22 protein-coding genes are annotated in these 21,396 nt (G+C 60.4%); 11 read left to right on the top strand and 11 right to left on the bottom strand.

What is annotated here, in order from left to right; all coding sequences use genetic code 11:
• Positions 1 to 38 precede the first annotated feature (38 nt).
• Positions 39 to 1,925, top strand: coding sequence for an AMP-dependent synthetase/ligase (locus tag NW808_RS07825; protein ID WP_414420827.1), 1,887 nt, complete (start codon positions 39 to 41; stop codon positions 1,923 to 1,925).
• A gap of 10 nt (positions 1,926 to 1,935) precedes the next feature.
• On the opposite strand, the gene NW808_RS07820 is transcribed toward NW808_RS07825, so the two are convergent.
• Positions 1,936 to 2,256, bottom strand: a complete 321-nt coding sequence (locus NW808_RS07820; protein ID WP_414420826.1) for a hypothetical protein — start codon at positions 2,254 to 2,256, stop codon at positions 1,936 to 1,938.
• 192 nt (positions 2,257 to 2,448) lie between these two features.
• Between NW808_RS07820 and NW808_RS07815 the strand changes: the two genes are divergently transcribed.
• Positions 2,449 to 3,786 carry a (Fe-S)-binding protein gene (locus tag NW808_RS07815; protein WP_414420825.1) on the top strand — a complete coding sequence of 446 codons (1,338 nt, stop codon included), beginning with the start codon at positions 2,449 to 2,451 and terminating at the stop codon, positions 3,784 to 3,786.
• Here the strand turns inward: NW808_RS07815 and NW808_RS07810 are convergent, their stop codons facing one another.
• The gene (locus NW808_RS07810) at positions 3,787 to 4,731 is read right to left on the bottom strand and encodes a DnaJ C-terminal domain-containing protein (protein ID WP_414412439.1); all 945 of its coding nucleotides are present in this window, start codon (positions 4,729 to 4,731) and stop codon (positions 3,787 to 3,789) included.
• Between the two features lie 140 nt (positions 4,732 to 4,871).
• Complete coding sequence (dnaK, locus tag NW808_RS07805) at positions 4,872 to 6,764, bottom strand: molecular chaperone DnaK (protein ID WP_414409726.1); 1,893 nt, start codon at positions 6,762 to 6,764, stop codon at positions 4,872 to 4,874.
• A gap of 630 nt (positions 6,765 to 7,394) precedes the next feature.
• Here dnaK and speA point away from each other — a divergent pair.
• A complete protein-coding gene (speA, locus tag NW808_RS07800) occupies positions 7,395 to 9,320 on the top strand; it encodes a biosynthetic arginine decarboxylase (protein ID WP_414395009.1) in 1,926 nt (641 codons plus the stop codon).
• A 261-nt stretch (positions 9,321 to 9,581) separates the two neighbouring features.
• On the opposite strand, the gene NW808_RS07795 is transcribed toward speA, so the two are convergent.
• The 3 genes from NW808_RS07795 to NW808_RS07785 all read right to left on the bottom strand — a co-directional run bounded on the left by NW808_RS07795 (position 9,582) and on the right by NW808_RS07785 (position 11,838).
• Positions 9,582 to 9,827 (bottom strand): GlsB/YeaQ/YmgE family stress response membrane protein, encoded by a 246-nt coding sequence (locus NW808_RS07795; RefSeq protein ID WP_414420824.1) that lies wholly within the window; start codon positions 9,825 to 9,827, stop codon positions 9,582 to 9,584.
• A gap of 342 nt (positions 9,828 to 10,169) precedes the next feature.
• Positions 10,170 to 11,474, bottom strand: a complete 1,305-nt coding sequence (locus tag NW808_RS07790) for a metallophosphoesterase family protein (protein ID WP_414420823.1) — start codon at positions 11,472 to 11,474, stop codon at positions 10,170 to 10,172.
• Positions 11,475 to 11,514: 40 nt separating this feature from the next.
• Positions 11,515 to 11,838: an RNA recognition motif domain-containing protein gene (locus tag NW808_RS07785; protein ID WP_414420822.1), complete on the bottom strand. Its 324-nt coding sequence runs from the start codon at positions 11,836 to 11,838 to the stop codon at positions 11,515 to 11,517.
• A 295-nt stretch (positions 11,839 to 12,133) separates the two neighbouring features.
• On the opposite strand from NW808_RS07785, the gene NW808_RS07780 reads away from it, so the two are divergent.
• From NW808_RS07780 to def, 4 genes are all read left to right on the top strand, one after another.
• On the top strand, positions 12,134 to 12,310 hold the full coding sequence (locus NW808_RS07780) for an NblA/ycf18 family protein (protein ID WP_414395003.1): 177 nt from the start codon (positions 12,134 to 12,136) through the stop codon (positions 12,308 to 12,310).
• Positions 12,311 to 12,316: 6 nt separating this feature from the next.
• Complete coding sequence (locus NW808_RS07775; RefSeq protein ID WP_414395001.1) at positions 12,317 to 12,631, top strand: DUF2499 domain-containing protein; 315 nt, start codon at positions 12,317 to 12,319, stop codon at positions 12,629 to 12,631.
• Between the two features lie 3 nt (positions 12,632 to 12,634).
• On the top strand, positions 12,635 to 12,940 hold the full coding sequence (locus NW808_RS07770; protein WP_414395000.1) for a DUF3593 domain-containing protein: 306 nt from the start codon (positions 12,635 to 12,637) through the stop codon (positions 12,938 to 12,940).
• A gap of 101 nt (positions 12,941 to 13,041) precedes the next feature.
• The gene (def, locus tag NW808_RS07765) at positions 13,042 to 13,638 is read left to right on the top strand and encodes a peptide deformylase (RefSeq protein ID WP_414420821.1); all 597 of its coding nucleotides are present in this window, start codon (positions 13,042 to 13,044) and stop codon (positions 13,636 to 13,638) included.
• A 1-nt stretch (position 13,639) separates the two neighbouring features.
• Here the strand turns inward: def and NW808_RS07760 are convergent, their stop codons facing one another.
• The gene (locus NW808_RS07760) at positions 13,640 to 13,993 is read right to left on the bottom strand and encodes a hypothetical protein (protein ID WP_414394997.1); all 354 of its coding nucleotides are present in this window, start codon (positions 13,991 to 13,993) and stop codon (positions 13,640 to 13,642) included.
• Between the two features lie 94 nt (positions 13,994 to 14,087).
• Here NW808_RS07760 and cbiD point away from each other — a divergent pair, with 94 nt between their 5' ends.
• The 3 genes from cbiD to fmt all read left to right on the top strand — a co-directional run bounded on the left by cbiD (position 14,088) and on the right by fmt (position 17,007).
• Positions 14,088 to 15,215, top strand: a complete 1,128-nt coding sequence (gene cbiD, locus NW808_RS07755) for a cobalt-precorrin-5B (C(1))-methyltransferase CbiD (RefSeq protein ID WP_414420820.1) — start codon at positions 14,088 to 14,090, stop codon at positions 15,213 to 15,215.
• Between the two features lie 64 nt (positions 15,216 to 15,279).
• A complete protein-coding gene (locus NW808_RS07750) occupies positions 15,280 to 15,990 on the top strand; it encodes a hypothetical protein (RefSeq protein ID WP_414420819.1) in 711 nt (236 codons plus the stop codon).
• Between the two features lie 24 nt (positions 15,991 to 16,014).
• A complete protein-coding gene (fmt, locus tag NW808_RS07745) occupies positions 16,015 to 17,007 on the top strand; it encodes a methionyl-tRNA formyltransferase (RefSeq protein ID WP_414409732.1) in 993 nt (330 codons plus the stop codon).
• A 17-nt stretch (positions 17,008 to 17,024) separates the two neighbouring features.
• On the opposite strand, the gene radC is transcribed toward fmt, so the two are convergent.
• Entirely contained in the window at positions 17,025 to 17,756 is a 732-nt protein-coding gene (radC, locus tag NW808_RS07740) for a RadC family protein (protein WP_414420818.1), read from the bottom strand.
• A gap of 288 nt (positions 17,757 to 18,044) precedes the next feature.
• Positions 18,045 to 18,215 carry a hypothetical protein gene (locus NW808_RS07735; protein WP_414420817.1) on the bottom strand — a complete coding sequence of 57 codons (171 nt, stop codon included), beginning with the start codon at positions 18,213 to 18,215 and terminating at the stop codon, positions 18,045 to 18,047.
• Positions 18,216 to 18,287: 72 nt separating this feature from the next.
• Here NW808_RS07735 and NW808_RS07730 point away from each other — a divergent pair, with 72 nt between their 5' ends.
• Positions 18,288 to 18,833 (top strand): pentapeptide repeat-containing protein, encoded by a 546-nt coding sequence (locus NW808_RS07730; protein WP_414420816.1) that lies wholly within the window; start codon positions 18,288 to 18,290, stop codon positions 18,831 to 18,833.
• A 204-nt stretch (positions 18,834 to 19,037) separates the two neighbouring features.
• On the opposite strand, the gene NW808_RS07725 is transcribed toward NW808_RS07730, so the two are convergent.
• Together NW808_RS07725 and NW808_RS07720 are read right to left on the bottom strand one after the other, a co-directional pair.
• The gene (locus NW808_RS07725; protein ID WP_414420815.1) at positions 19,038 to 20,099 is read right to left on the bottom strand and encodes a CIA30 family protein; all 1,062 of its coding nucleotides are present in this window, start codon (positions 20,097 to 20,099) and stop codon (positions 19,038 to 19,040) included.
• Between the two features lie 119 nt (positions 20,100 to 20,218).
• Complete coding sequence (locus NW808_RS07720; RefSeq protein WP_414420814.1) at positions 20,219 to 21,388, bottom strand: lipid-A-disaccharide synthase-related protein; 1,170 nt, start codon at positions 21,386 to 21,388, stop codon at positions 20,219 to 20,221.
• Positions 21,389 to 21,396: the final 8 nt, after the last annotated feature.

The raw sequence follows: 21,396 nt of genomic DNA, 5'->3' as shown, positions 1-21,396 counted from the left end.
CTCTGTTAAAGTGTAAGCGTGATTTACGGCCCGGATCTGTGACCGTTGTCTCCGCTGCTGCTACACCCGCTGCCCCAGAGACGACTCTACTCAACGTCTGGCAAGTCCTAGCCGAGAAGTTTGCTGACCAGCCTGCCCTCAGGGATCCCCATGCCCAGCCGGTCTTTGAGATTTCCTATGGGGAACTGTTCCGCCGCATTCAGACGCTGGCTGCTGGCTTACAGGCTTTGGGCATTCGCCCTGGGGATCGGGTAGCCATTTTTGCCGACAACTCCCCCCGCTGGCTGATGGCGGATCTGGCCACGCTGTTTACAGGAGCAGTCAATGTGCCGCGCAGCGCCGTAGCGGATCCAGCGGAGCTGGGCTACATTTTGCGCCATTCCGGGAGCACCGCTGTGATTGCCCAGGATGTGAAGACGCTGGCACGGGTTCGGTCAGTTGTGGAGGAGCTGGGTCTAGAGCGGCTGCTGCTGCTTTCGGACGAAGAAGAGCCAGGAGTAGTGAATTTTTCTCAGTGGCTGCAAACAGGGCGAGAACACCGCTACGAGCCCCCCAAGTTGGAGCGATCCCAGTTGGCCACCATCATCTACACTTCCGGCACCTCCGGCCAGCCCAAGGGGGTGATGCTCAGCCACGGCAACCTCATGCACCAGGTGGAGAACTTGGGCGCGGTCGTACAGCCCCAACCGGGGAACAAGGTTTTGAGCATTCTGCCCACTTGGCACTCTTATGAGCGGGCTTGCGAGTATTTTCTCCTTAGTCGCGCCTGCACGCTGGTCTATACCAGCCCCCGCTTTATCAAACAAGATTTTCAACAGGAGCAGCCCCACTATTTGGTGGCAGTGCCGCGCATTTGGGAAACCGTTTATGAAGGGATCCAGCGGCAATTCAAAGAGAAAAGCCCCCTCCTGCAGTGGCTAATCCGTGCTCTGATGGCTGTCAGTGAAAGCCATGTGCTCTCTGGACGGATAGCTCGCAACCAGTCAATTTTGCATTACGGAGTCAGCCCCTGGGTGCGCCTACGGGCTCGCTTGCAACATTGGCTGCTCTGGCCCCTGCATCGGCTGGCCGATTGGCTCATCTACCGCAAGGTGCGACAAGCACTAGGCCCCAATTTTCAACATGCTATTAGCGGCGGCGCATCCCTACCTGCCTATCTGGATCTGTTCTATGAAGTTGTTGGGATTTCCATCTTGAATGGCTACGGCCTCACGGAAACCTCGCCAGTGCTATGCGCGCGGCGTCCTGACAACAACGTGCGCGGTACGGCTGGCCCACCGCTGCCAGGGACGGAGTTTCGCATTGTCGATCCGGAAACCCGGCAGCCCTTGCCCCCTGGCCAAAAGGGGTTGATCCTGGCCCGTGGCCCGCAGGTGATGATGGGCTACTACAACAATCCAGAAGCCACCGCTAAAGTTCTCAGCTCTGATGGCTGGCTTGAAACCGGGGATCTAGGCTGGCTCACTCCCGACGGCCAACTGGTGATCACCGGCAGGGCCAAGGATGTCATTGTCTTGCGCAACGGCGAGAACATTGAGCCACAGCCACTGGAAGATGCCTGCCTGCAATCTCCCTACATCAGCCAGATTGTGATCGTCGGGCAAGACCAAAAAAAATTGGCTGCCCTCATCTACCCCAACCTCGACGCCCTCAAGGCCTGGGCTGCTGAGCAAGGGATCCCTACTGCCGAGACCGAGCTGCTCGTTCACCCGCAGGTGCGCCGCTTCATCTTGCAAGAAGTACGCCGCCGCATCCAAGAGCGCCCTGGCTATCGGCCCGACGAGCAAGTTGCTGACTTTCGCTTCTTGCCAGAGCCCCTGAGTGTGGAAAATGGCCTCATGACCCAGACGCTGAAAATTAAGCGCAACCCCGTGGCGGAGCGCTACGCTCACCTCATCGAGGAAATGTACCGATCTTTGAAGTAGGGCCAGCCTTCTAGGTTTGGGATCCCCGTTGTTGCTCCAGGTAACGCCGGAATTGCTCCGGCGGGATTGCCCCCCGGTAGGCCCCACAGTAGTAGAGCGTCAGCACTGCCTTGTAGGCCCAGTCGGTCGGCACCACGTCTGGGAAAGGGCTGGGCAGCGTATCGGCTTGGTTGGCGGCGCAGGCTTGCAAAATCCGCTCCGTGGTGAGCTGTTCTGCCAAGTCCGGAGGGAGCTCCCGCAGGTTAGCCTGGGCCAGAACCGCTCCCGGCAGGCACAAGCTGGCGAGGGTCGCCGCCCAAAAAGCGCGAGTGAAGAGGTGTTGCCAGTTCATGGCTCTCAAAGGGAAGAGTTGACAAGTGCTTTCTCTAGGGTAGTACGAGCCAGAAGAGCGCCTGGATGGGAGTAAACTCCCTCAGATCCCGCCTCTGGCATTAAGATGCAGGAAAGGGAGAGTGGGATCGCAAGCTGCCAATGGTCTCCCTGCATGGCCATGTAGAGCTGAGAGCGCGATAGGTCGAAGCCAATGAGTTTATCGCAAGGGCCGGGTTTTGATGGGGTGGATCCCCCGGATCCGAAGCTGATCGATGCCTGTGTGCATTGTGGGTTTTGCCTGACCACCTGCCCCAGCTATCGCGTCCTCGGCAAGGAGACGGATTCGCCGCGGGGCCGCATCTACCAGATGGACGCCCTCAATCAGGGCCAAATCTCTCTCTCAGCGGCAGTGGTTTCCCACTTCGACACGTGCCTGGGCTGTTTGGCCTGTGTAACGGCTTGCCCCTCGGGGGTGCGCTACGACCGGCTGATTGCCGCTACCCGACCTCAGATTGAGCGCAACTACCGCCGCAACCTCTGGGATCGACTGTACCGCCAGTTGATTTTTTTCCTCTTCCCCTATCCGGAGCGGCTGCGACCGCTGCTCTGGCCCCTCTGGCTCTACCAAAAGATGGGGATCGGCGCCTGGATCCGCAAGGGGCTGGAAAAAATCTCCCCGCGGCTGGCGGCCATGGAATCGCTGCTGCCCCCTTTGCAGGTGGAGCACCTTTTTCCCAAGCGCTATCCGGAGCGGATCCCGGCGGTGGGCGAGCGCCGCTTTCGCGTGGGGCTGATTCTTGGCTGTGTGCAGCGCCTGTTTGCCCCCCAGGTAAATGAGGCCAGCATGCGCGTCTTAACCCACAATGGCTGTGAGGTGGTGATCCCACCTGCCCAGGGCTGTTGCGGAGCCTTGCCCTACCACCAAGGGCAATTGCAGCAGGCGAAAACTCTGGCCCGCCAGATGGTGGATGCTTTTGCCGGCTACGAGTTGGATGCCATTCTCATCACTGCCTCTGGCTGCGGGCATACGCTGAAGGAGTACGGCCACCTCTTGGGTAAGGATCCCCACTACCAAGAGAAAGCAGCCCAGTTTGCGGCCAAAGTCAAGGACATCCAGGAGTTTCTTGCTCAGGTGGGGTTGACCGCTCCTCTCCATCCGCTGCAGCCGGATCCCTTGGTGCTGGTCTATCAGGATGCCTGTCACATGCTGCACGGGCAGCGCCTTAGCCAGGAGCCGCGCCAACTGCTGCGGCAGATCCCGGGCCTAGAGCTGCGGGATCCCGTCGATGCTGCCCTCTGCTGTGGCAGCTCCGGCGTCTACAACCTGTTGCAACCCGAGGTGGCGGACGAGCTGGGATCCCAAAAGGTGGCCAACCTCCTCAACACCGGCGCCCAGGGGATTGTCTCCGCCAACATCGGCTGCCGCTTGCAAATCCAAAAGCACCTGCGCCTGCAAGGCAAGGCCAGGATCCCCATCTACCACCCCATGGAGCTCTTGGACCGGGCTCTCCAACCGCCCACTCCAGAGCTAGCCAAGGCAACTGCCTAGCTAGAGCTTGAGAGCGGCGCGGGGATCGTAGGACTGGATGCGCTGCAGCTTTTCGTAGAGCTCTCGTTCCTCCTCCGAAAGCCGCGTGGGCAAATAGATCTGAACTACCGCGTAGAAGTCGCCTCGCTCCCCGTTGCCCTTGGGAAAGCCCCGCTCTGCCAAGCGCAGCTTTCGCCCTGGTTGCGTCCCTGGCGGGATGCGCAGCTTCACCAGCCCGTCTAGCGTGGGCACCTCCACCTGGGCACCTAAAACCGCCTCGCTGGGACTAAGCGGCAGGTCACAGTAGACGTCAAACCCCTCTAGGCGGTAGAAGGGATGCTCCTTCAGCTCGATCTTGAGGTAGAGATCGCCAGCGCCCCCGTTGGGTTTGGGGTGGCCCTGGCCGCGCAGGCGAATCCGCTTGCCCGGCGTGATTCCCGGTGGGATGCTCACCTCAAGCACGCGATCCCCGCCCACCCTCAGGCGGCGCTTCCCCCCCTCAAACGCTTCCGGGATGGAAAGGTGGAGGGTGGCCTCCGCGTCGTAGTTGGCATTGGCCGAAGGACTGCTGCGGTCTTTGCCAGAGCTGCGCACTCGCCCTAGCAGTTGATCGATAAAATCCTGAAAGTCTTCAAACTGGTCGAAATCGACGCCCCCTCCCCCCAAGCCAAAGTCCTCGCCAAAGGAGCTTTCGCCAAAGGGGCTGCTGTAGGTCTCTCGCCGGTAGCGAAAGCCACCCTGCTGGTGGTACTGGCTGAATTGGTCGTACTGCCTGCGCTTGCTGGGATCGGAGAGAACCTCGTAGGCTTCGTTGATGTCTTTGAACTTTTCCTCAGCAGTTTTGTCGTTGGGGTTGACGTCTGGGTGGTATTTCCGCGCCAAGCGACGATAGGCCTGCTTGATCTCCTCAGCAGTGGCTGTCTTGCTAACCCCCAGAATTTTGTAGTAGTCCTTGAAGCTTTGCATGGAGGCATCCGCAGGCAGAGGGCTACCAACCCCGAAGAAGGAAGGAGGCGGGCTAGTGACCCTTGCCCATTCCCTCCCTCCTCCTGTTGAAACTGGCACCAGAAGCCGGATCCCTCCTTCCTAGAGGGATCCCGCAGGGGTTACTTGGCCTCAGTGAAATCGGCGTCAATGACGTCATCGCTGCCGCCGGCAGTCTTCCCTGCGCTAGCAGTGGAGCTAGAGGAAGCGCCAGCTTGCTGATAGAGCTCGCTGCTCATGGCGTAGAGAGCCTCCTGCAGCTCCCGCTCCTTGCTTTGGATGGCGCTGTCGTCATCGCGCTGGATGGCCTCCCGCAGCTCCCGCACCAGGGTTTCGATTTGGCTGCGCTTGCTGGAGGAGATCTTGTCTCCCAGCTCCTTCAACTGCCGCTCGGCCTGGTAGGCCAGAGAGTCGGCCTTGTTGCGGCGCTCGATTTTCTCGCGGCGAGCGCGGTCTTCAGCGGCGTATTTTTCCGCTTCGGCAATCATCCGCTCCACCTCTTTGCTATCGAGCGTGGAGGCGCCGGTGATGGAGATGCTCTGCTCCTTGCCGCTTCCTCTGTCTCTAGCCGTTACCTTGAGGATGCCGTTGGCGTCGATATCAAAGGTCACCTCAATTTGGGGCACACCCCGAGGAGCGGGTGGGATCCCTTCCAGCCTAAAGCGGCCCAGCGATTTGTTGTCGCGAGCCAACTCCCGCTCCCCTTGGACCACGTGGATTTCCACCGAGGTCTGCCCATCTTCCGCTGTGGAGAAGATCTCCGACTTGCGGGTGGGAATGGTGGTGTTGCGCGGGATCAGCTTGGTGGCGATACCGCCCAGGGTTTCCACCCCCAGCGACAGGGGAGTGACATCCAAGAGCAGCACGTCTTTGACCTCGCCCGCCAGCACCGCGGCTTGGATGGCAGCGCCGACAGCCACCACCTCGTCGGGGTTGACGGTTTGGTTGGGCTCCTTGCCCAGCAGTTCCCTTACCAACCGCTGTACCGCCGGAATGCGGGTGGAACCGCCCACCAGCACCACTTCGTTGATGTCAGCCTTGGTGAGCTTAGCATCCCGCAGGGCTTGCTCCACCGGACCTTTGCAGCGCTCTAGCAGGTCGGCGCAGAGGTGCTCAAAGTGGGCGCGCGAGAGCTTCAGCTCCAGGTGCTTCGGACCGTCGGCAGTGGCAGTGATGAAGGGCAGGTTGATGGTGGTCTCCAAGACGCTGGACAGCTCAATCTTGGCTTTCTCAGCAGCTTCTGTTAGCCGCTGCAGGGCCTGTCGGTCTTGCCGCAGGTCGATCCCTTCCATGCGCTTGAACTCTTCGGCCATCCAGTCGACGATCTTCTTGTCGAAGTCGTCGCCGCCCAGTTGCGTGTCGCCGCTAGTGGCTTTCACCTCAAAGACCCCATCTCCTACCTCGAGAATGGAGACGTCGAAGGTACCACCGCCCAGGTCAAAGACAAGGATGGTCTCGTTGGTGCGCTTATCCAAGCCGTAGGCCAAGGAAGCCGCTGTCGGCTCGTTGATGATGCGCAGCACCTCCAAGCCAGCAATGCGGCCTGCATCTTTGGTGGCCTGCCGCTGAGAGTCATTAAAGTAGGCAGGCACGGTAATAACGGCTTGGGTGACCTGTTGACCCAGGTAGCGGCTGGCATCTTCGACCAGCTTGCGCAGCACCATGGCCGAGATTTCCTCGGGGGCAAATTCCTTGTTCATGCGGGGTGAGTACAACTTGACATTGCCCCGCTCATCCCGCCGCACCTGGTAGGGAACCCTCCTGGCCTCGGCGCCCACCTCGTCGTACTTGCGCCCGATAAACCGCTTGACGGAGTAAAAGGTGTTCTCGGGGTTGAGCACTGCCTGGCGACGAGCCATCTGACCCACCAGGCGCTCCCCATCCTTGGTAAAGGCAACTACTGAGGGTGTGGTGCGGCTCCCCTCGGCATTAGCAATAACCGTGGGGACACCCCCCTCCATTACGGCGACAACCGAGTTGGTTGTGCCCAGATCAATTCCTACAACTTTTCCCATCGGCTCCTTCTTCTCCTCTTTGTGTGTACAGGACTTCGGTTACCGCCGCCAGCCCATCCGCTTGTGGGGTAGCTTGGGCAGCCAACTTGCGAAAATCTGGCAAAGGCTTAGCCATTTCCTGAGCCGATCTTAACCAGGTGGTTGGCAACGCTAGGGCGAGAATGCCGCCCATTTCTGGGGGTTGAAAAGCCGACCTATTACGGATCTCCGTACCTGCGGGGTTGGGGAGTCGAAGCTTCGGGGGTGGGGAGAAAAACTCATCCAGGGCCGCCACCGCAAGAGTTGCAGGCCCAGACCAACTTCACGTCGCCAATCACCCCTTTGCTGAGGAGCAGCCAGGCGTTCGTGCCCTTCCCCGCAGGGTTACAGCGGGGATCCATCGAGGCAAAAAAGAGCATTAGTGAGAAAGACTAAGAAAAACAGCAAAAGAAAGAGAAAGAGAGAGCTTGCCGCTAGAGCCTTTTTCAAGGAGCTCTCAAGCCCAAAGCCTTATCTGGCAAGGCTTAGGCGGTTTCCGGCACAGCGTCCCTGCTTGAGAAAAATCTTGACGCCTTCTGAAATAGAGCAATATATTGTGGATTCTGTGCGGAAATCCTGCGCTGTTCACATCTCGGTATCTGGGGGACTGCTATGCCGACTTTGACTCGTTCTCCCTGGACACTGCGAGACAGCGAAAAGCTCTATCGCATCTGCTACTGGGGGGAGCCCTACTTCCGTATCAACGCCGCCGGTCATGTGGAGGTAACCCCACAGGGCCTACAGCAGCAGGAACCGGGCATTGACCTGTACCACCTGGTGAAGGATCTGGTGGCGCGGGGTTTGCAGTTGCCGTTGTTAATTCGCTTTCCCGAGATTGTGGCTGACCGCATGCGGCAGCTTTGCCAGAGCTTTCAGCAGGCCATTGAGCGCTTTGGCTACCCCAATGTCTATCGGGGGGTTTACCCGGTCAAGGTGAACCAGCAGCGCCACCTGGTGGAAGAGGTGGTGAAGCACGGCCGCGCCTACCATTTTGGCCTGGAAGCGGGATCGAAGCCGGAGCTGTTGATCGCCCTAGCTCTACTGGACACTCCTGGGGCTTTGCTCATCTGCAATGGCTACAAAGACCGCGACTTTATGGAAACGGCCCTCTTGGCCCAGCGGCTGGGGCGCACGCCCATCATCGTCCTGGAGCGGCTGCAGGAGCTGGAGCTGGTGCTGCAGGCTGCCGAGCACCTGGGCATTGATCCCATGCTGGGGGTGCGGGCCAAGCTTTCTACCCAAGGCAGCGGGCGCTGGGGCACCTCGGCCGGGGATCGGGCCAAGTTTGGCCTTACAGCGACGGAGATTTTGCAGGTGGTGGAACGGCTGCGGGAAGTCGGCAAGCTGCACTGTCTGCGCCTGTTGCACTACCACATCGGCTCGCAGATCTCGATGGCGAGTGTGCACGGGCGGGCTGTGCGGGAGGCCAGCCAGATCTACATTGAACTCGTCAAGCTGGGGGCGCCGATGGGCTACCTGGATATCGGCGGCGGCTTAGGGGTTGACTACGACGGATCCCAGTCCGCCAGTCATTTCTCCCAGAGCTATAGCGTCGAGGACTACGCCGCCACCGTGGTGCAGACAGTGCTGACCACCCTGCAGCCGCACGGGATCCGGCCACCGGTGCTGGTTACCGAAAGCGGGCGGGCCTTGATGTCCCACCAGTCGGTGTTGGTCTTTGACGTGCAGGATGTCAATGTGGCTAGCCCCTACCCCATGCCTACCCAGCTCACCTCCAGTGCAGAGGTGATCCAGAAGCTAAACCAGCTTTACTACGAGATCCGGCCCGATACCCTAGTGGCCGATTATCGCCGCTGCCAGGAGCTAAAAGAAGCTGCCCTGCGCCAGTTCATCGAGGGATCCCTCAGCTTGCAGGAGCGGGCCGAGGTGGAGCGGCTGTTTTGGAACTGCTCCGACAAGATCTGCACCTTGGCCTACGAGCAGTACCAGGCAGGACAGCCCGTGGCTGTAGATCTCCTGGAGCTGGACGAGATGCTGGCCAGCATCTACTACGGCAATTTCTCCCTGTTCCAGTCCCTGCCGGATAGCTGGGCCATCGGCCAGGTCTTTCCCATCATGCCCATCCACCGTCTGGACGAGGAGCCGCGCCAATGGGCTACCTTGGCGGATCTAACCTGCGACAGCGACGGCAAGATCAACCGCTTCTTTGGCGAAGACGGCCAAATCACCTCGGTCTTGCCGCTGCATGATCCCGACGGGCAGCCCTACCTGCTGGGGGTGTTCTTGGGAGGTGCCTACCAGGAGATCCTGGGGGATCTGCACAACCTCTTTGGCGACACCAACGCGGTGCATGTCCGCACCCGTCCTGGCGGCTATCACGTCTCCCAAGTGATCAAGGGAGACACGATTGCTGAGGTGCTGAGCTGGGTGCAATACACCAGCGAAGACCTGGTGGAAGCCCTGCACCACGCCACTGAAGCCGCTCTACAAAGGGGGCAGATCACTCTAGAGCAGGCTAGGGCGCTGCAGCAGCACTTTGAAGACAACCTGCGGGCCTACACTTACCTGCACCGCTAGCTGCCCCTCTGCCATCCCGGCTTTAGCTCGTGGGGGTGGTGGGGGTAGCTGAGCCCTGCGCTGTACTCAGTGCCGGGAGTAGGTCACGGAAGAGGGGTGGGCTCTATGGCCCCCTTTTTTTAATGACAGCTTCCGGCCTGAGCAGAGGTGCTCCTTACCCGGCAATCTGAACCAGACACGGGTTTGATCCACAGCCAACCAAAAAAAGCAGCGTCACGTCAGCCATCCCTGCCCGCTGGCGACGTACCCCCCTTGGAGAAGTTAAGCCCGGCGAAGAAAGTTGAGCAACGCCAACAAAACCAGAGCCCCAACGGTTGCCATCACCAAGTTCCCCAGCAGACCCGTAGTCCATAAGCCGAGCAAGTTGAAAAGGTATTCTCCCACAACTGCTCCGCAAATGCCGACAATGATGTTACCGATCAGGCCAAAACCGTAGCCGCGCTGGATAGACCCTGCCAGCCAACCGGCAATTGCCCCGATCACTAGAGATCTCAGTACGCTTTCCATGCCCTTTGCTCCTTCTTTTCTCGAGACAAATCCACTCCACCTCCAGCTTCTTTCGAAGTCGAGGCGGAGCCTGGCAGTGACATGATAACTGCAGGGATCCCTTGCTTTCCACGGCTCCCCAGCTCTACAAAAGGAAAGACTGGCAGGGTGAGATCTGCCAGCCTAGGTTAGTTCCCTGGAAGTGAGCTGAGAGCGTCGTTGCCAACGACTTCAACCCAGTTCCAGTCTCTGCCGTTTCCCCCCCCCTCCCGAAGTGATCCGGATCACGCGGCAAAGGTTCTTTAGAAGCGGCCCTGCTCCCCACCTCTGACCGACAAAGGTCAAAGCAATGGAGGCAGAGCCCTAGAACAAGGGCAATTGCTGCTCTTCCCAGTCGGCGGGGCTTGGAGGATCCACCTCCTCCTCGTTGGCATTCCCTTCCGGCAAGGGATCTGCTGCTTCCGCCAGCAACTGACGGGCAGCCGCCAGCAACTCGTTGCGCAAAGGGGCCAGATCGCTGCGGTCAGCTAGATACTGCTCCAGAGCCGTCAGGGGCTCTAGATGTCTGGGATCCAAGCCCGGCAAGCGGATGCGGCCAGGGCTGACCACTTCTGGGGCAATGGTGTAGCTGAAGGCAGGGGCAAGGGCTTGGTGCAGAGCCCGCTCGTCAATGCCATCGAGCTGGTCGGGGCGAAGGCGGTAGATGAGGCGTAGGATGGAGCCGGCTACAGGGGCCTTGGCAATGGCCTCCAGGAGTTTGGCTTGCACTTCTTGGGGGGGATAGGGGGTGAGATCGAGGCGGATGGTGTGAAAGGCGCGGGCGGGCAAGGGCAAAAATTCGTAGCTTGCTCCTGTGGCCGTAACCTCTGCCACTACGCAACCTTTTTCCTCTTTTTCCTCCCCGAAGTCCACCCGCTCGATGCTGCCGGGATAGATCACCAAGGGATCCCGACAGAGCACCTGGTGGCAGTGCACGTGCCCCAAAGCTACGTACTGGTAAGCTGGCCGCGCCAGCAACCAGAGGGGCACCGTCAGGCCTTTGCCTACCGAAAGATGCCGCTCGGCCCCGTGGCGGGCTGTATCTACCATTACATGGGCTAGTAAAATTGCCGGGATCCCGGGCCGTAACCTGCGGGCCTCCCCTTCCAGCGCCAGATCCAAGCGCTGTAGCAGCTTCTGGGTCAGCCCTTCAGGGTCAAGGCCCAAGCCCTCTTGGCGGGCCAGTAGGGTGGAGCGGTTTAGCCAAGGCAGGGTGGTCACCTGGACTGGGCCGCCGCGAGTTTCAATCCAATGGGTCTGCAGCCGATCCCCGACGATAAATCCCGCCACCCCTAAGGCCCGGTAGATGGCTAGGCTGTTGCCCTCCTGGCCCTGCCCGTATTGGTCGTGGTTACCCACCAAGAGAACGGTCGGGATCCCGGCATCGGCCAACCGGCGAAACTGCTGGGCAAAGAGTTCTTGGTGCCGAGGGGGCGGCGTCGCATCGGGAAAGGCATCTCCCCCAAACAGAACTAAGTCCACAGCTAGATCGAGGGCAAGGTCAATGCACCGCTGCAAGGAAGCCACAAAATCCTCCAAGCGGGTGTTCAGTCCCGTGGCCGGGTTGATGGAGCCGTAGGCTAGACCACTGCCCAAATGGACATCGGAAAAATGCAACAGCCTCACCATCTCAGCCGCCCTTCTCTAAATTCCAGGCCCAGCCTGGGATCTAAGTCTCTCGGCGCGGCCGGGCCCACTCTAGCCGCAAGGGCCGACCCATAAATTCCTGACCGTTGACAACGTTAATGGCTTCTTCTTCCTCCGCCTTGGTGGCCAACTCCACAAATGCAAAACCCCTTGTCTGGCCGGTTTCTCGGTCTCTCGGGATCGTAACCGACTTAACGTTCCACCGCTGCTGGAAGAAGGCTTTGAGCTCTTCAGTTGAAGCTTTATAGTTTAGGTTTCCCACAAAAATGGTCATAGCAATGTAAGAAGGCAAGGCACAGGTCAGGAGGAGCAGCAGCCCCAGCTCAAGGTACTTCACTTCTACCATGGCGCCTTGCTCGCTTGCCCAAAATAACAAGACGTAAAGGGATCCCTGCTCAAAAAGCTTCGCATCTCCCTATCCGAAATGCGCCCTCGTCAAATCTGTAGAACTGGACTTTTTCTGCTACTTCGTTGAGATCTCCCTCCCCCACCTAGCTACCAGGACTTGGCATCTTATTGCAGCTTGTTAAGGGAGATTGTTAAGATATGTGTTATCCTGACTGCGTCGCGCGTCAGGGGCAGGTTTGGAATAGCCCAAAGCAAGTCTCTGACCTACCCCCAAGCCTCTCGAGGTGACGATAATGGAGGAAACGCCAGGTCTTTCTTTGGAACAAGAATTTCGCCAGCGGGCTTTTGAGATGCTGGTGGCTCGCATGAGCCCCGAGCAAGCCAAGGACATCCTGGTCAAGCTGCACAAGCAAATGCTGCTGCAGGAGGCCACCTACCGCCAGTTGCTGCGCCAGTTCCTCAACGCCTAGGGGTGTATGCATGCCCTTTCATTTCCCACCTGGTGGATTCACGTGGCCAGCGTCTTGGAGTGGCTGGCGGCCATCGTTTGGGTGTGGCAGTTTGGGGAGCGAACGGGGCGCCCCGAATGGCGAAGCCTGAGCTGGGCGATGCTGCCGGCGCTGGTGGGAGCCATGTGTGCCATTACCTGGCACTGGTTTGACAACGACCCCAACTTGGAGGGGCTGGTGACTGCTCAGGCTGGGTTTACCCTGCTGGGCAACTGTACGCTGGCGTGGGCAGCCTACCGCATTTGGCGAGCCGAGCAGGCGGAGGAACGAGATCCCAGCTAAGCAATGAACAGCTTGTTTGCTCTCTCTCTGTTTCCCTACTTGCTCTTTTTGTTCTTCCTGTCGCGGCTGCGCCGGATCCCGCGCTTGGCGGTGGCGGGCTTTTGGCTGCTGCTGCTTTTTGTTGCCGTCAGCATCCCAGCAGGGTTGTATGCCCAGAAGCACTACGGCACTTCTTTAGCCAATGTGGATCCCCTCCATGGAGGGGCAGAGGCTTTTCTCACTCTCTCCAACATTTTGGTGGCCTTGGGCTTCAAGCAAGCCCTTGACCAGAAGGCCCAGGGATCCCCGAACAGCCCTGAGCAGTCGTGAGTCCTCAGGCCTAACTTCCAGGCGTCCCCGGGGTTTGAGCAAGTGTAGAATGAGGGGACCAGCTAGACAAGCTGATGTTTGTTTTGTAAGAGACCTGCCCGATGGTGGCCACGCTTTCTGTCCCCAAAGTTAAACTCAAAAACCCACCGCTGCACATCTATCGCATGGGGGACAAGGTGCTGCGGCAACCGGCCAAGCGGATTAGCCAAGTCAACGACGAGATCCGCCAATTGGCGCGCGATATGCTGCAGACCATGTACAGCGCTGATGGCATTGGTCTGGCAGCGCCACAGGTGGGCGTTCCCAAGCGCTTGATTGTGGTGGACATCTATCCCGACAAGCCAGAAGTGCCGCCGCTGGTACTGATTAATCCGGAGATCCGCGAGTACCTTGGCGAAACGGTGGCTGCTCAGGAGGGTTGCCTAAGCATTCCAGGCGTCTTCTGTGAGGTTCTACGCGCCCAGGGAGTGGTGGTGTCGTTTAAGGACGAAAGCGGACGGCCCCGCACAATCCAAGCCGATGACTTGCTAGCGCGAGTCATCCAACACGAAATCGATCATCTCAACGGTGTGCTGTTTGTTGATTACGTGGAAAACGAACTGCTGCTGGATCAGGAGCTGCGCAAGCATGGCTTCCAGATGCAGGATGTGCAACGCAGAGCTAATCCCCTTGCCGCTCCTGCCCTGAAACCTCGCTAGGTTATTTGCGCAGGCGCTGGGCCAAGAGCTGCTCCTCCAGGGCGGCAATGCGGTTGTAGGCAGCAGTTAGCTGCGCGCTCAAGCGCTGGATCTGAGCCTCAGGGGCAAGATCATAGGTCGGCTGGCGGTTGCCGACTACAGGCGGATCCTCCTCCAGCAAAAAGTTATGGCTCCCATCTCCAACCAAGTCGGCGTTTAGGGTGCTATAGCAGGAGGAGGCGGGCACAGCTTTTTTGGCCTCTTGCCGCGCCAGCAGGGCAGCGGCCACCTGCTCTGGCAGCCGTTCAATGGCAGCTTTTAGCTCCTGAATTTGCCCCTCCAGACGCTCAAAATAGTGCTGCAAGGTTTCGCTCATAGCTGCCCCGCTCTTAACTCTTTACTCCCATTGAAAGAGACAGGTTTCTATCCCTCCCTCCCTTCGCCCAGATCATTTAACGATTGAACAAAAAATGCAGGATTCCCTCCCCTCCTCCCCTCAGCGAGGTTACACCTTGCCCGTGTTTGCAGTGGCTGCTGCCAAGGCAGCCTTTCATCACCTCCTCAAGATTCCCTTGCCCCAGGAGGGTGGTTGTCCCGTCGTGGCAGTGCAGGTGGAGCCTGAGGTGGGATCGGTCAGGATCCCGGTGGAGCAGGTGGCCACGTTGTCGGAGAACACCGCTTTAGCCATCACCCGCTCGGATCCCGGCCCTCACCTGGATCTCACCCGCAACACGCCGGTCTGGGGGTGGGTGGCTCTGGAGGAAAGAGATCCCACCGCTCCCCCTTTGCTTCTAGAAGCTGGCGAGGGGCTAGGGCGACGCGCTGACGGCAGCCCAGCCATCTATGCCTACGCCCGGCATCTGTTTGAGGTCAACCTTTTGGCAGGGATCCCGGAGGGTTATCGCCTGCGGGTGCGCATCATTTTGCCGGAAGGCAAGCTGCTGGCAGAACGCACCTCCAATGCTGCTTTCGGGGTGCTGGAGGGGCTAGCCCTGGTGGGGACACGGGCGGAGGTGGAGCCTTCTGCCAGTGCCGAAAGTCTGGAGCAAGCCCGGCAAGAGCTGCAACAGAAGCTAGAGCAGCACAGGCGGCTGGCCTTTTGCCTAGGCAGCCACGGGCAACAGGTAGCCCTGCGGCAAGGGATCCCGGCAGAGCAAATCCTGCGGGTAGCCAATTGGGTAGGGCCGCTGCTGGTGGAGGCGGCGCTACGGGGGGCGGAGGCCGTTCACTTGATTGGCTATCACGGCAAACTCATCAAGCTAGCAGGCGGCATCTTCACCACCTCCAGCCATGTGGCCGATGCCCGCCTGGAGATTCTGGTGGCAGCCTTGATCCGCTGTGGGGGAGCAGCCGAGCAGGCGCGACGGCTGTTGGAGCTGGGAACGGTGGAAGCAGCAGTGCAGTACCTGGAAAGCCTGGGTTGGGCAGAGCCGGTGCTACAGGCCCTGGCTTGCCGAATCTGCGAGCGGGCAACAGCCTATGTGCAAAAGTACGCCGGCCGATCCCTAGCGTTGGCGGTAACGTTGTTTGATCGACAAGGGCAAGTTTGCGTGCAGGCGGGGCAGGGACTTAAACCTCAGCCTGCTCAAACCCTCTAGTGGTTTTCAGCAACTCTAGGCGCTGAGCTAGGTTGGATCCGAAGCTACCCAGGGATCTCCACCAGTGGCTACTTCTTCTGCAGCTTCTCCCCAGCCTCCTCTGTCGGAGAGGGTGGCGCGCCTGCAGGCAGCCCTGAGTGCCCTAGGGTTGAGCTCTCTCCAAGTCCAGGCGCGTCTTTCCGGCCACCGCCTGTTGCTGCGTTTAGAAGGGGAGCCCCTCCCGGATCCGGACTGGCTGCTGGAGAGCCTCCTGCCAACCCTAGAGGAAATGGCGCTGAGCTACCGGCAGCGCCAGGTGGAGCTGTTCGGCTTTCCCCCCAACGAAGGGATCCCGGAATGGCACCGCGAGTGGCGCTACCAGCCGCCGCCCAACCCCAACAGCCCCTTGTACCGTGCCCGGCAGGGGGATGAAGAGGCCCTCCAGGAGGTGCTCAACTACTTGCTCCACCCAGAAGGAATCCGCGCTCGGGTTCACCTGCATCCCAAGCTGGGCTGGCTGCAGATTAACTTGCAGGCTGCAGAGGCGCCGGATCCGGCCTGGGCCAAGGATTTTGTGCGGCGGGTTCTAACGCGCTTAGAATTGACCTTTGTGCAACGGCTGCGGCTTTCTGGGCAAAAGCTAAGCTCTTTCTTTCCAAGCTGGAGCCAGGAATTCGATCTCAAACAGCCCGCCTTTTGGCAGGCTCCCCCAGCCAGGCTTTCTCCCTTTCCTTCTCCAGCAGCCGACGCTGCCGATGGCGAGCCCCCCCGGCCTTCCCCCGCCGCCCTAGACTAAAGGGCAGGGTTCAGGGGGTCGGCCATGCGGGTTGTCTTCTTTGGCACGCCGGAGTTTGCCCTACCTTCGCTCCAGGCTCTCCTGCAGCCGCCGTCTCCTTTTGAAGTAGTAGGATTGGTCTGCCAGCCGGATCGGCCCCAGGGACGAGGACAAAGGGTGCTTCCTCCGCCCACGAAGGTCCTTGCCCAAGCCCAGGGGATCCCCGTGTGGCAACCTGTCCGTTTGCGGCGGGATGCAGAGGTGCTGGCGGCGCTGGCGGCGCTGGCTGCCGATGTGTTTGTGGTGGTGGCCTACGGCCAAATCCTGCCACCGGCGGTGCTGCAGATGCCCCGGCTGGGCTGCGTCAATGTCCACGCCTCCCTCCTGCCGGCCTACCGCGGCGCTGCCCCCATCCAGTGGGCTATTGCCAACGGCGAGACCGAGACCGGCGTCACCACCATGCTCATGGACGAGGGCCTGGATACAGGAGCCATCTTGCTGCAGGCCAAGCTGCCCATCGGGCCGGAGCAGACCGGCTTGGAGCTGACCTCCCAACTGGCCCAACTGGGGGCAAGTCTGTTGGTGGAGACGCTGCTGAAGTTGGAAAAAGGAGAGCTGACCCCCATTCCTCAGGATGACTCGCGGGCCACCTACGCCCCCCTGCTCAAAAAACAGGACTTCCAGCTTGATTGGCGGCGCTCGGCCCAGGCTTTGCACAATCAAATCCGCGCCTTTTCCCCCAACTGCTTTACCGGCTTGCAGGGGCAGCGGATTAAGATTGTCCGCTCCGCCTCTCCTCAGTTGCACCCGCCACCTAATCCTCTTCCCCAGGGCAGCCCTGGAGAAGTCGTGGGACTGGCCAAGGGAGAAGGGGTGTACGTGGCTACCGGCGAGGGATCCCTCCTAATCCGACGGGCCCAGCTGCCTGGCAGAAAAGAACAATCGGCCTGGGATCTGGTCAACGGCGGCCAGCTCAGGGTGGGCATGCGCTTTGAGCCGCTTTTGGAGACCGATAGTTCCTCTCCCCAGGGAGAGTAGGTCAGGGGGGTGGGGGTTTATTCTGGCTGGGGAAACTCCTGCCAGAGGTTGGTGTGTTGGCGCAGGCTGAGGAACTGACCACCGCCCAGGATGAGGTGATCCAAAACTGGGATCTGCAGCAGTTGTCCCGCCTGCAGCAGTTGCCGCGTGAGAGCCAGATCCTCGGGGCTGGGATCCAAGCTGCCAGAGGGGTGGTTGTGGGCCACCAGGATGCGGCTGGCTCCCTGCTTGATGGCGCTGCGGAAGGTTTCCCGGGGGTGGGTGAGGGTTTCCGTGGCGGTTCCCCGCGTTACGATCTGCTGGCCGATGAGGCGGTGCTTGATATCCAGGTGCAGGACGGCAAAGTGCTCTTGGGTCTCCCACATCAGGTCGGCGCTTAGGGCCATGGCCGCCTGCTCTGGCGATTCGATCACCGTCAGCTCGGGTGGTCGGGCCAAAAAGATCCGCCGCCCCAGCTCGATGGCCGCCAGTACCGTTGCCGCCTTGGCCGGGCCGATGCCCTCAATTTGAAGCAGCTCCCCGGCCTCCACCTGGCGCAGCTGGGCAAGGGGATCTCCTTGTGCTTCCAGTTTTTTGAGGAGCAATTGAGCTAGGCCCAAGGCAGAGAGCTTGCCCGGCCCCTGGCCTGTGTTGAGCAAAATGGCCAACAGCTCGGCGTGGGAGAGGCTTTTGGCCCCTTGGCTGAGCAGTCGCTCGCGCGGGCGGTCCCGAAGGGGAAGGTCGCTAATACGCAGCACATACTGGCCCATATTCTTCAACAGCCAAAAGGGGCTGCTACAGGCTGGGATCCCAGGTTACCAAGCAGTCGGGTATCGCTAGCCAGACAGCTCCCTCAAGGGCACCCAAAAATAGGGTACAAACGAGCGAAGCCTGTGGAGGCCAACCCCTATTCTGGGCCGGCAAGCTGCTGGCAAAAGTGGAGGGCTCTCCCCTGGATATGCTGCAACACCCGCCAGCATCAGGAGCAAAGCAGGGCCACAGGTGAAGAAGGATTAAAAGAGAGCCAAGCTTCTAGGAGAGGAGAAAGGACAGGACCGTCACGAAGAGGAAGCCAACGGGATCCCTTGAATCCACTGCAACGCCGCACGCAGCTTGGCCAGGAGAGCGGTGGCCACCCAATCCACTGCCTGGACACCTGCTGGATCCCTGCCAACAATAAGGACACGGGGCTGCCGCGTCTGGTAAGGAGATAGAAGGTCTACCTCCACACTCCCCCAGCGCGTAGCGCTAACGGGTATCCCGGCGGACTAGCTAATGTCTCACTAGGAGGCAGTGCGGTGATGGAAAACTTCAATCCCGGCTTGGGCGGACAAGGGCCTAGTGGATTCGATCTGGCCATGGGTGGCCTGGTGGCTGTTCGACAAGCCCTGGCCAGGCCGGATCCCCAAGTGAGAATCCGAGCTCTCAAAGATGCTCTCCAACATGGGGAAGAAGGGGCCCAGCTTCTCCTGAAAGCACTGCAGGAGGACAAGGAGTGGGAGGTAAAGTTCGCTGCTTGGGAGACGTTCCTGAAATCCGACAATCTCCACCACGTGCAGGCAGCAAAGGCATATCAGATCCCCCTACGTCAGGTTGGGGATATTCGAGGAAAGTATATAGCTGGCGAGCGAGACTTTCGCTGGGCTGACTTGAGGAAGGCCAACCTGAAGAAGGCTGACCTGAGCGGGGCTAACCTGATCGGGGCTAAGCTAAGCGGGGCCAACCTGGAGGAGGCCAACCTGAGCGGGGCCGAATTGTTCGGGACCGACTTGAGGGGAGCTGAACTGACAGGTCCTCAGCTCAGAGGGGCCAACCTAAAAGGTGCCAAGCTCGATTCTGAGATTTGACGAGCACAATTCTTCCCGATGGGACGCGCCATCCTTGACTTCGTAGCCCCAAGGTCTGTGGGGTCTCGAAGAGGTCGGAAAGCGGGATCCTCCCAGCCAGGGCAATAGCAGCCAGGACGCCCAGAGCCCTCCACCCCTGACCGAGATGCCCGATCCAACGAGCCTCGTCGGCAGCCCAAAGGGATCCCAGCAGTGGGTCAAAGCTTAGCCAGGGAAAGCTTCTAAAGGCACCACCCGGCCCACACTTTCGGGCGAGCGCAAAAGGCGCAGCAGGTGAGCGGCTAAGGTAGATCCCTCGATCCCGGCGGGAATTTCCACCCCACACCAGCGGCTGGAGCTCTCCTGCAGGGCTGTCACCCACGCGGGCGACAGGGATCCCTGGGCCACCCCAATCAGTTGCGGCAGGGGGTCACCGCGGTAAAGCCCAATCCAGCGCAGGCCCAGTTGGAAGGGCCCAGGCCGAAAACGAGGGTTAGGGCTGCCGTCGGCTTCAAACTTGCTCAGCATTAGCTGCAGCGAATAGATCTGGCGGGTATTCAAGGGGGTAGCGGCAACCCGGCGGGCGCGAAAGGTGGGCACCATCTCGGCAAAAGGAACCTGGACGGTCTGCTCCTCCCCAGGGGTGGTGTCGAAGGCGTAGGCGTAGGCTGGGCTGTCCCAGCCGCCTTGATCCCTGAGCAAAACCTTGTAGCGCTGTCCATCGCCCCGCAGCCGCAGCTCCAGGCCAGCAAACCCTGAGGCGTCCAAGGGAGGCTGCCAATTGCGCGTGCGCGTGGAAACAAAGCCGCCGAAGTTGGCCGTGGAAACCTGGCCCGTAAACAGCAGCTCGCCCTCTCCCCAGAGCAGTTGGCTCTGGCTCACCCCACCCATTACCACATCGTCCAAGATGCCCCAGAACTGGTTTAACTGGGGGTTGGGCTGGCGGAAGTCGAAGAGCATCTGTTCCGTTTGGCCGCTGCGGCGCAGCCGTTCCAGGTGGGCCCTGGCCACCTCTGGCGCTCCCAGCCCTAAGATCACCCTGGCTGTCACCCAGTCCTGGCTCTGCCCTACCTCCGCCCCTTGCTGGCGCAACGCCTCTGTCAAACCTTCGGGCAGGCCATCGCCCAAAAGAACCAGAGGAAGGGAAGTGGCTGGCGTCAGAGAAGGAGGCATAAAGGGAACTTCTGGGCTTTGAAAGCCATTCTGAAGCCAGCGCCAGAAGCTGGCAAAGGGTAGCACCTCGTAGTAGGTGAGGGTGTTCCAAAATCGCCCCAAGTCCCAGGTCATCTCTAGCTGCTCCAAAATGCCCTCCAAGTAGGCAGAACCGGCTACCTACCCAAGGGATCCCCTTCTCCAGCGTAGGCAAAGGGGCAAGGGTGCGGCAGCAGTTGGGGAACCGCCACAGATTAGTCCCGGGGACCGGCAAGCAAGGCTGTGATCTGGTCGGCAATGCGCTGGGTGGCCCCAGGGGATCCCATGCGCCGTTGCCCGTGGGCCCGCAGTTGGGCGGCGTAATCGGGATCCCTGGCTAGGCGGTCCAGAATTTGGCAGAGCACGGCGGGGGCCTGCTGGGGAGAAGTGAGGTGGACAGCAGGTCCAAGAAGGCGGGTCTGGGCTTCGGCAAAGCGCGGGGTAAATTGTGGCCCCTCTCCCGGCAGGGTAACCACTGGCTTTCCTAGGCCGACGCATTGTTCCGTGGCCGTCCCCGCCATGGCCAACACCACCGTAGCTCGGTGAGCACAGGTGCCGAAATCTCCCCACACCAGCAGCAGGTCGCGGCGCCGAGACGGGATCTTCTTCTGAAGGGGATCCCGCTCCAGGTTGGGGCTGAGGGCTGCATAGACTTGGATTTCCGGCGGCAGTTGCTCTACCACCTGCATCATCAAGGCCCAGTTGCGGTAGGCTTCCGGAGGACGGGATCCCGGCAGCAACAGCACCGCAGGCCGGCTGGGATCCAAAGGCAATTCCCCCCGCGGCTCTAAGTCGTCCATCATCGGGTTGCCCAGGTAGAAGGCCCTTAGGCCCCGTTGCTGCAGGCCAGTTGCCGTCAGCTCATCCCGCAGAAAAGAACCCAGGCAGCGCCTGTGGGCCATCAGCCAGCGCTCCCAGGGCAAGTAATCGGAAGCCGGCTGGCCCAGCCAAGGGCGGCGGTAGGGCCCCCGCTCATCCCGCCAGTAGTAGTCCGACTTGGCCGTACCCACGAAAACGTAGGGGATCCCGCTCCACCACGCCATGGCCAGGGGCACAATGTCTCCCACGGCTAGCACTAGCTCCACCTGCTTGGCTAGGCAGCGCACCAGAGCCAGTTGCTGCCTCGTCAGGCCCAGCAAGCCAGCGCGCAGATCCCGCCACAGCTGCCGCCAATCCTGGTAGATAAATCCCCCCGAAGGCATTACCTGGGTCAGGGGCAGCAGCGGGATCCCTCGCCGTCGATACGCCACCCCTTCCCCCACAATCGGCAGGGCCTGCACTGGGATCCCTCGTTGGGTGAGGGCTGAGGCAATGCGGCTGGCCACCTCATCTTCTCCGTGGCCATTGCTCAGGCACAGCACCCGCGCCAGATTTTGGGGGTTCATTGCTGGGG

This window comes from Synechococcus sp. W70.1, from assembly GCF_047461515.1.
GTDB lineage: Bacteria > Cyanobacteriota > Cyanobacteriia > Thermostichales > Thermostichaceae > Thermostichus.
Note: the sequence above shows the minus strand (reverse complement) of the source record. Positions and strands in the feature narration are given on the sequence as shown.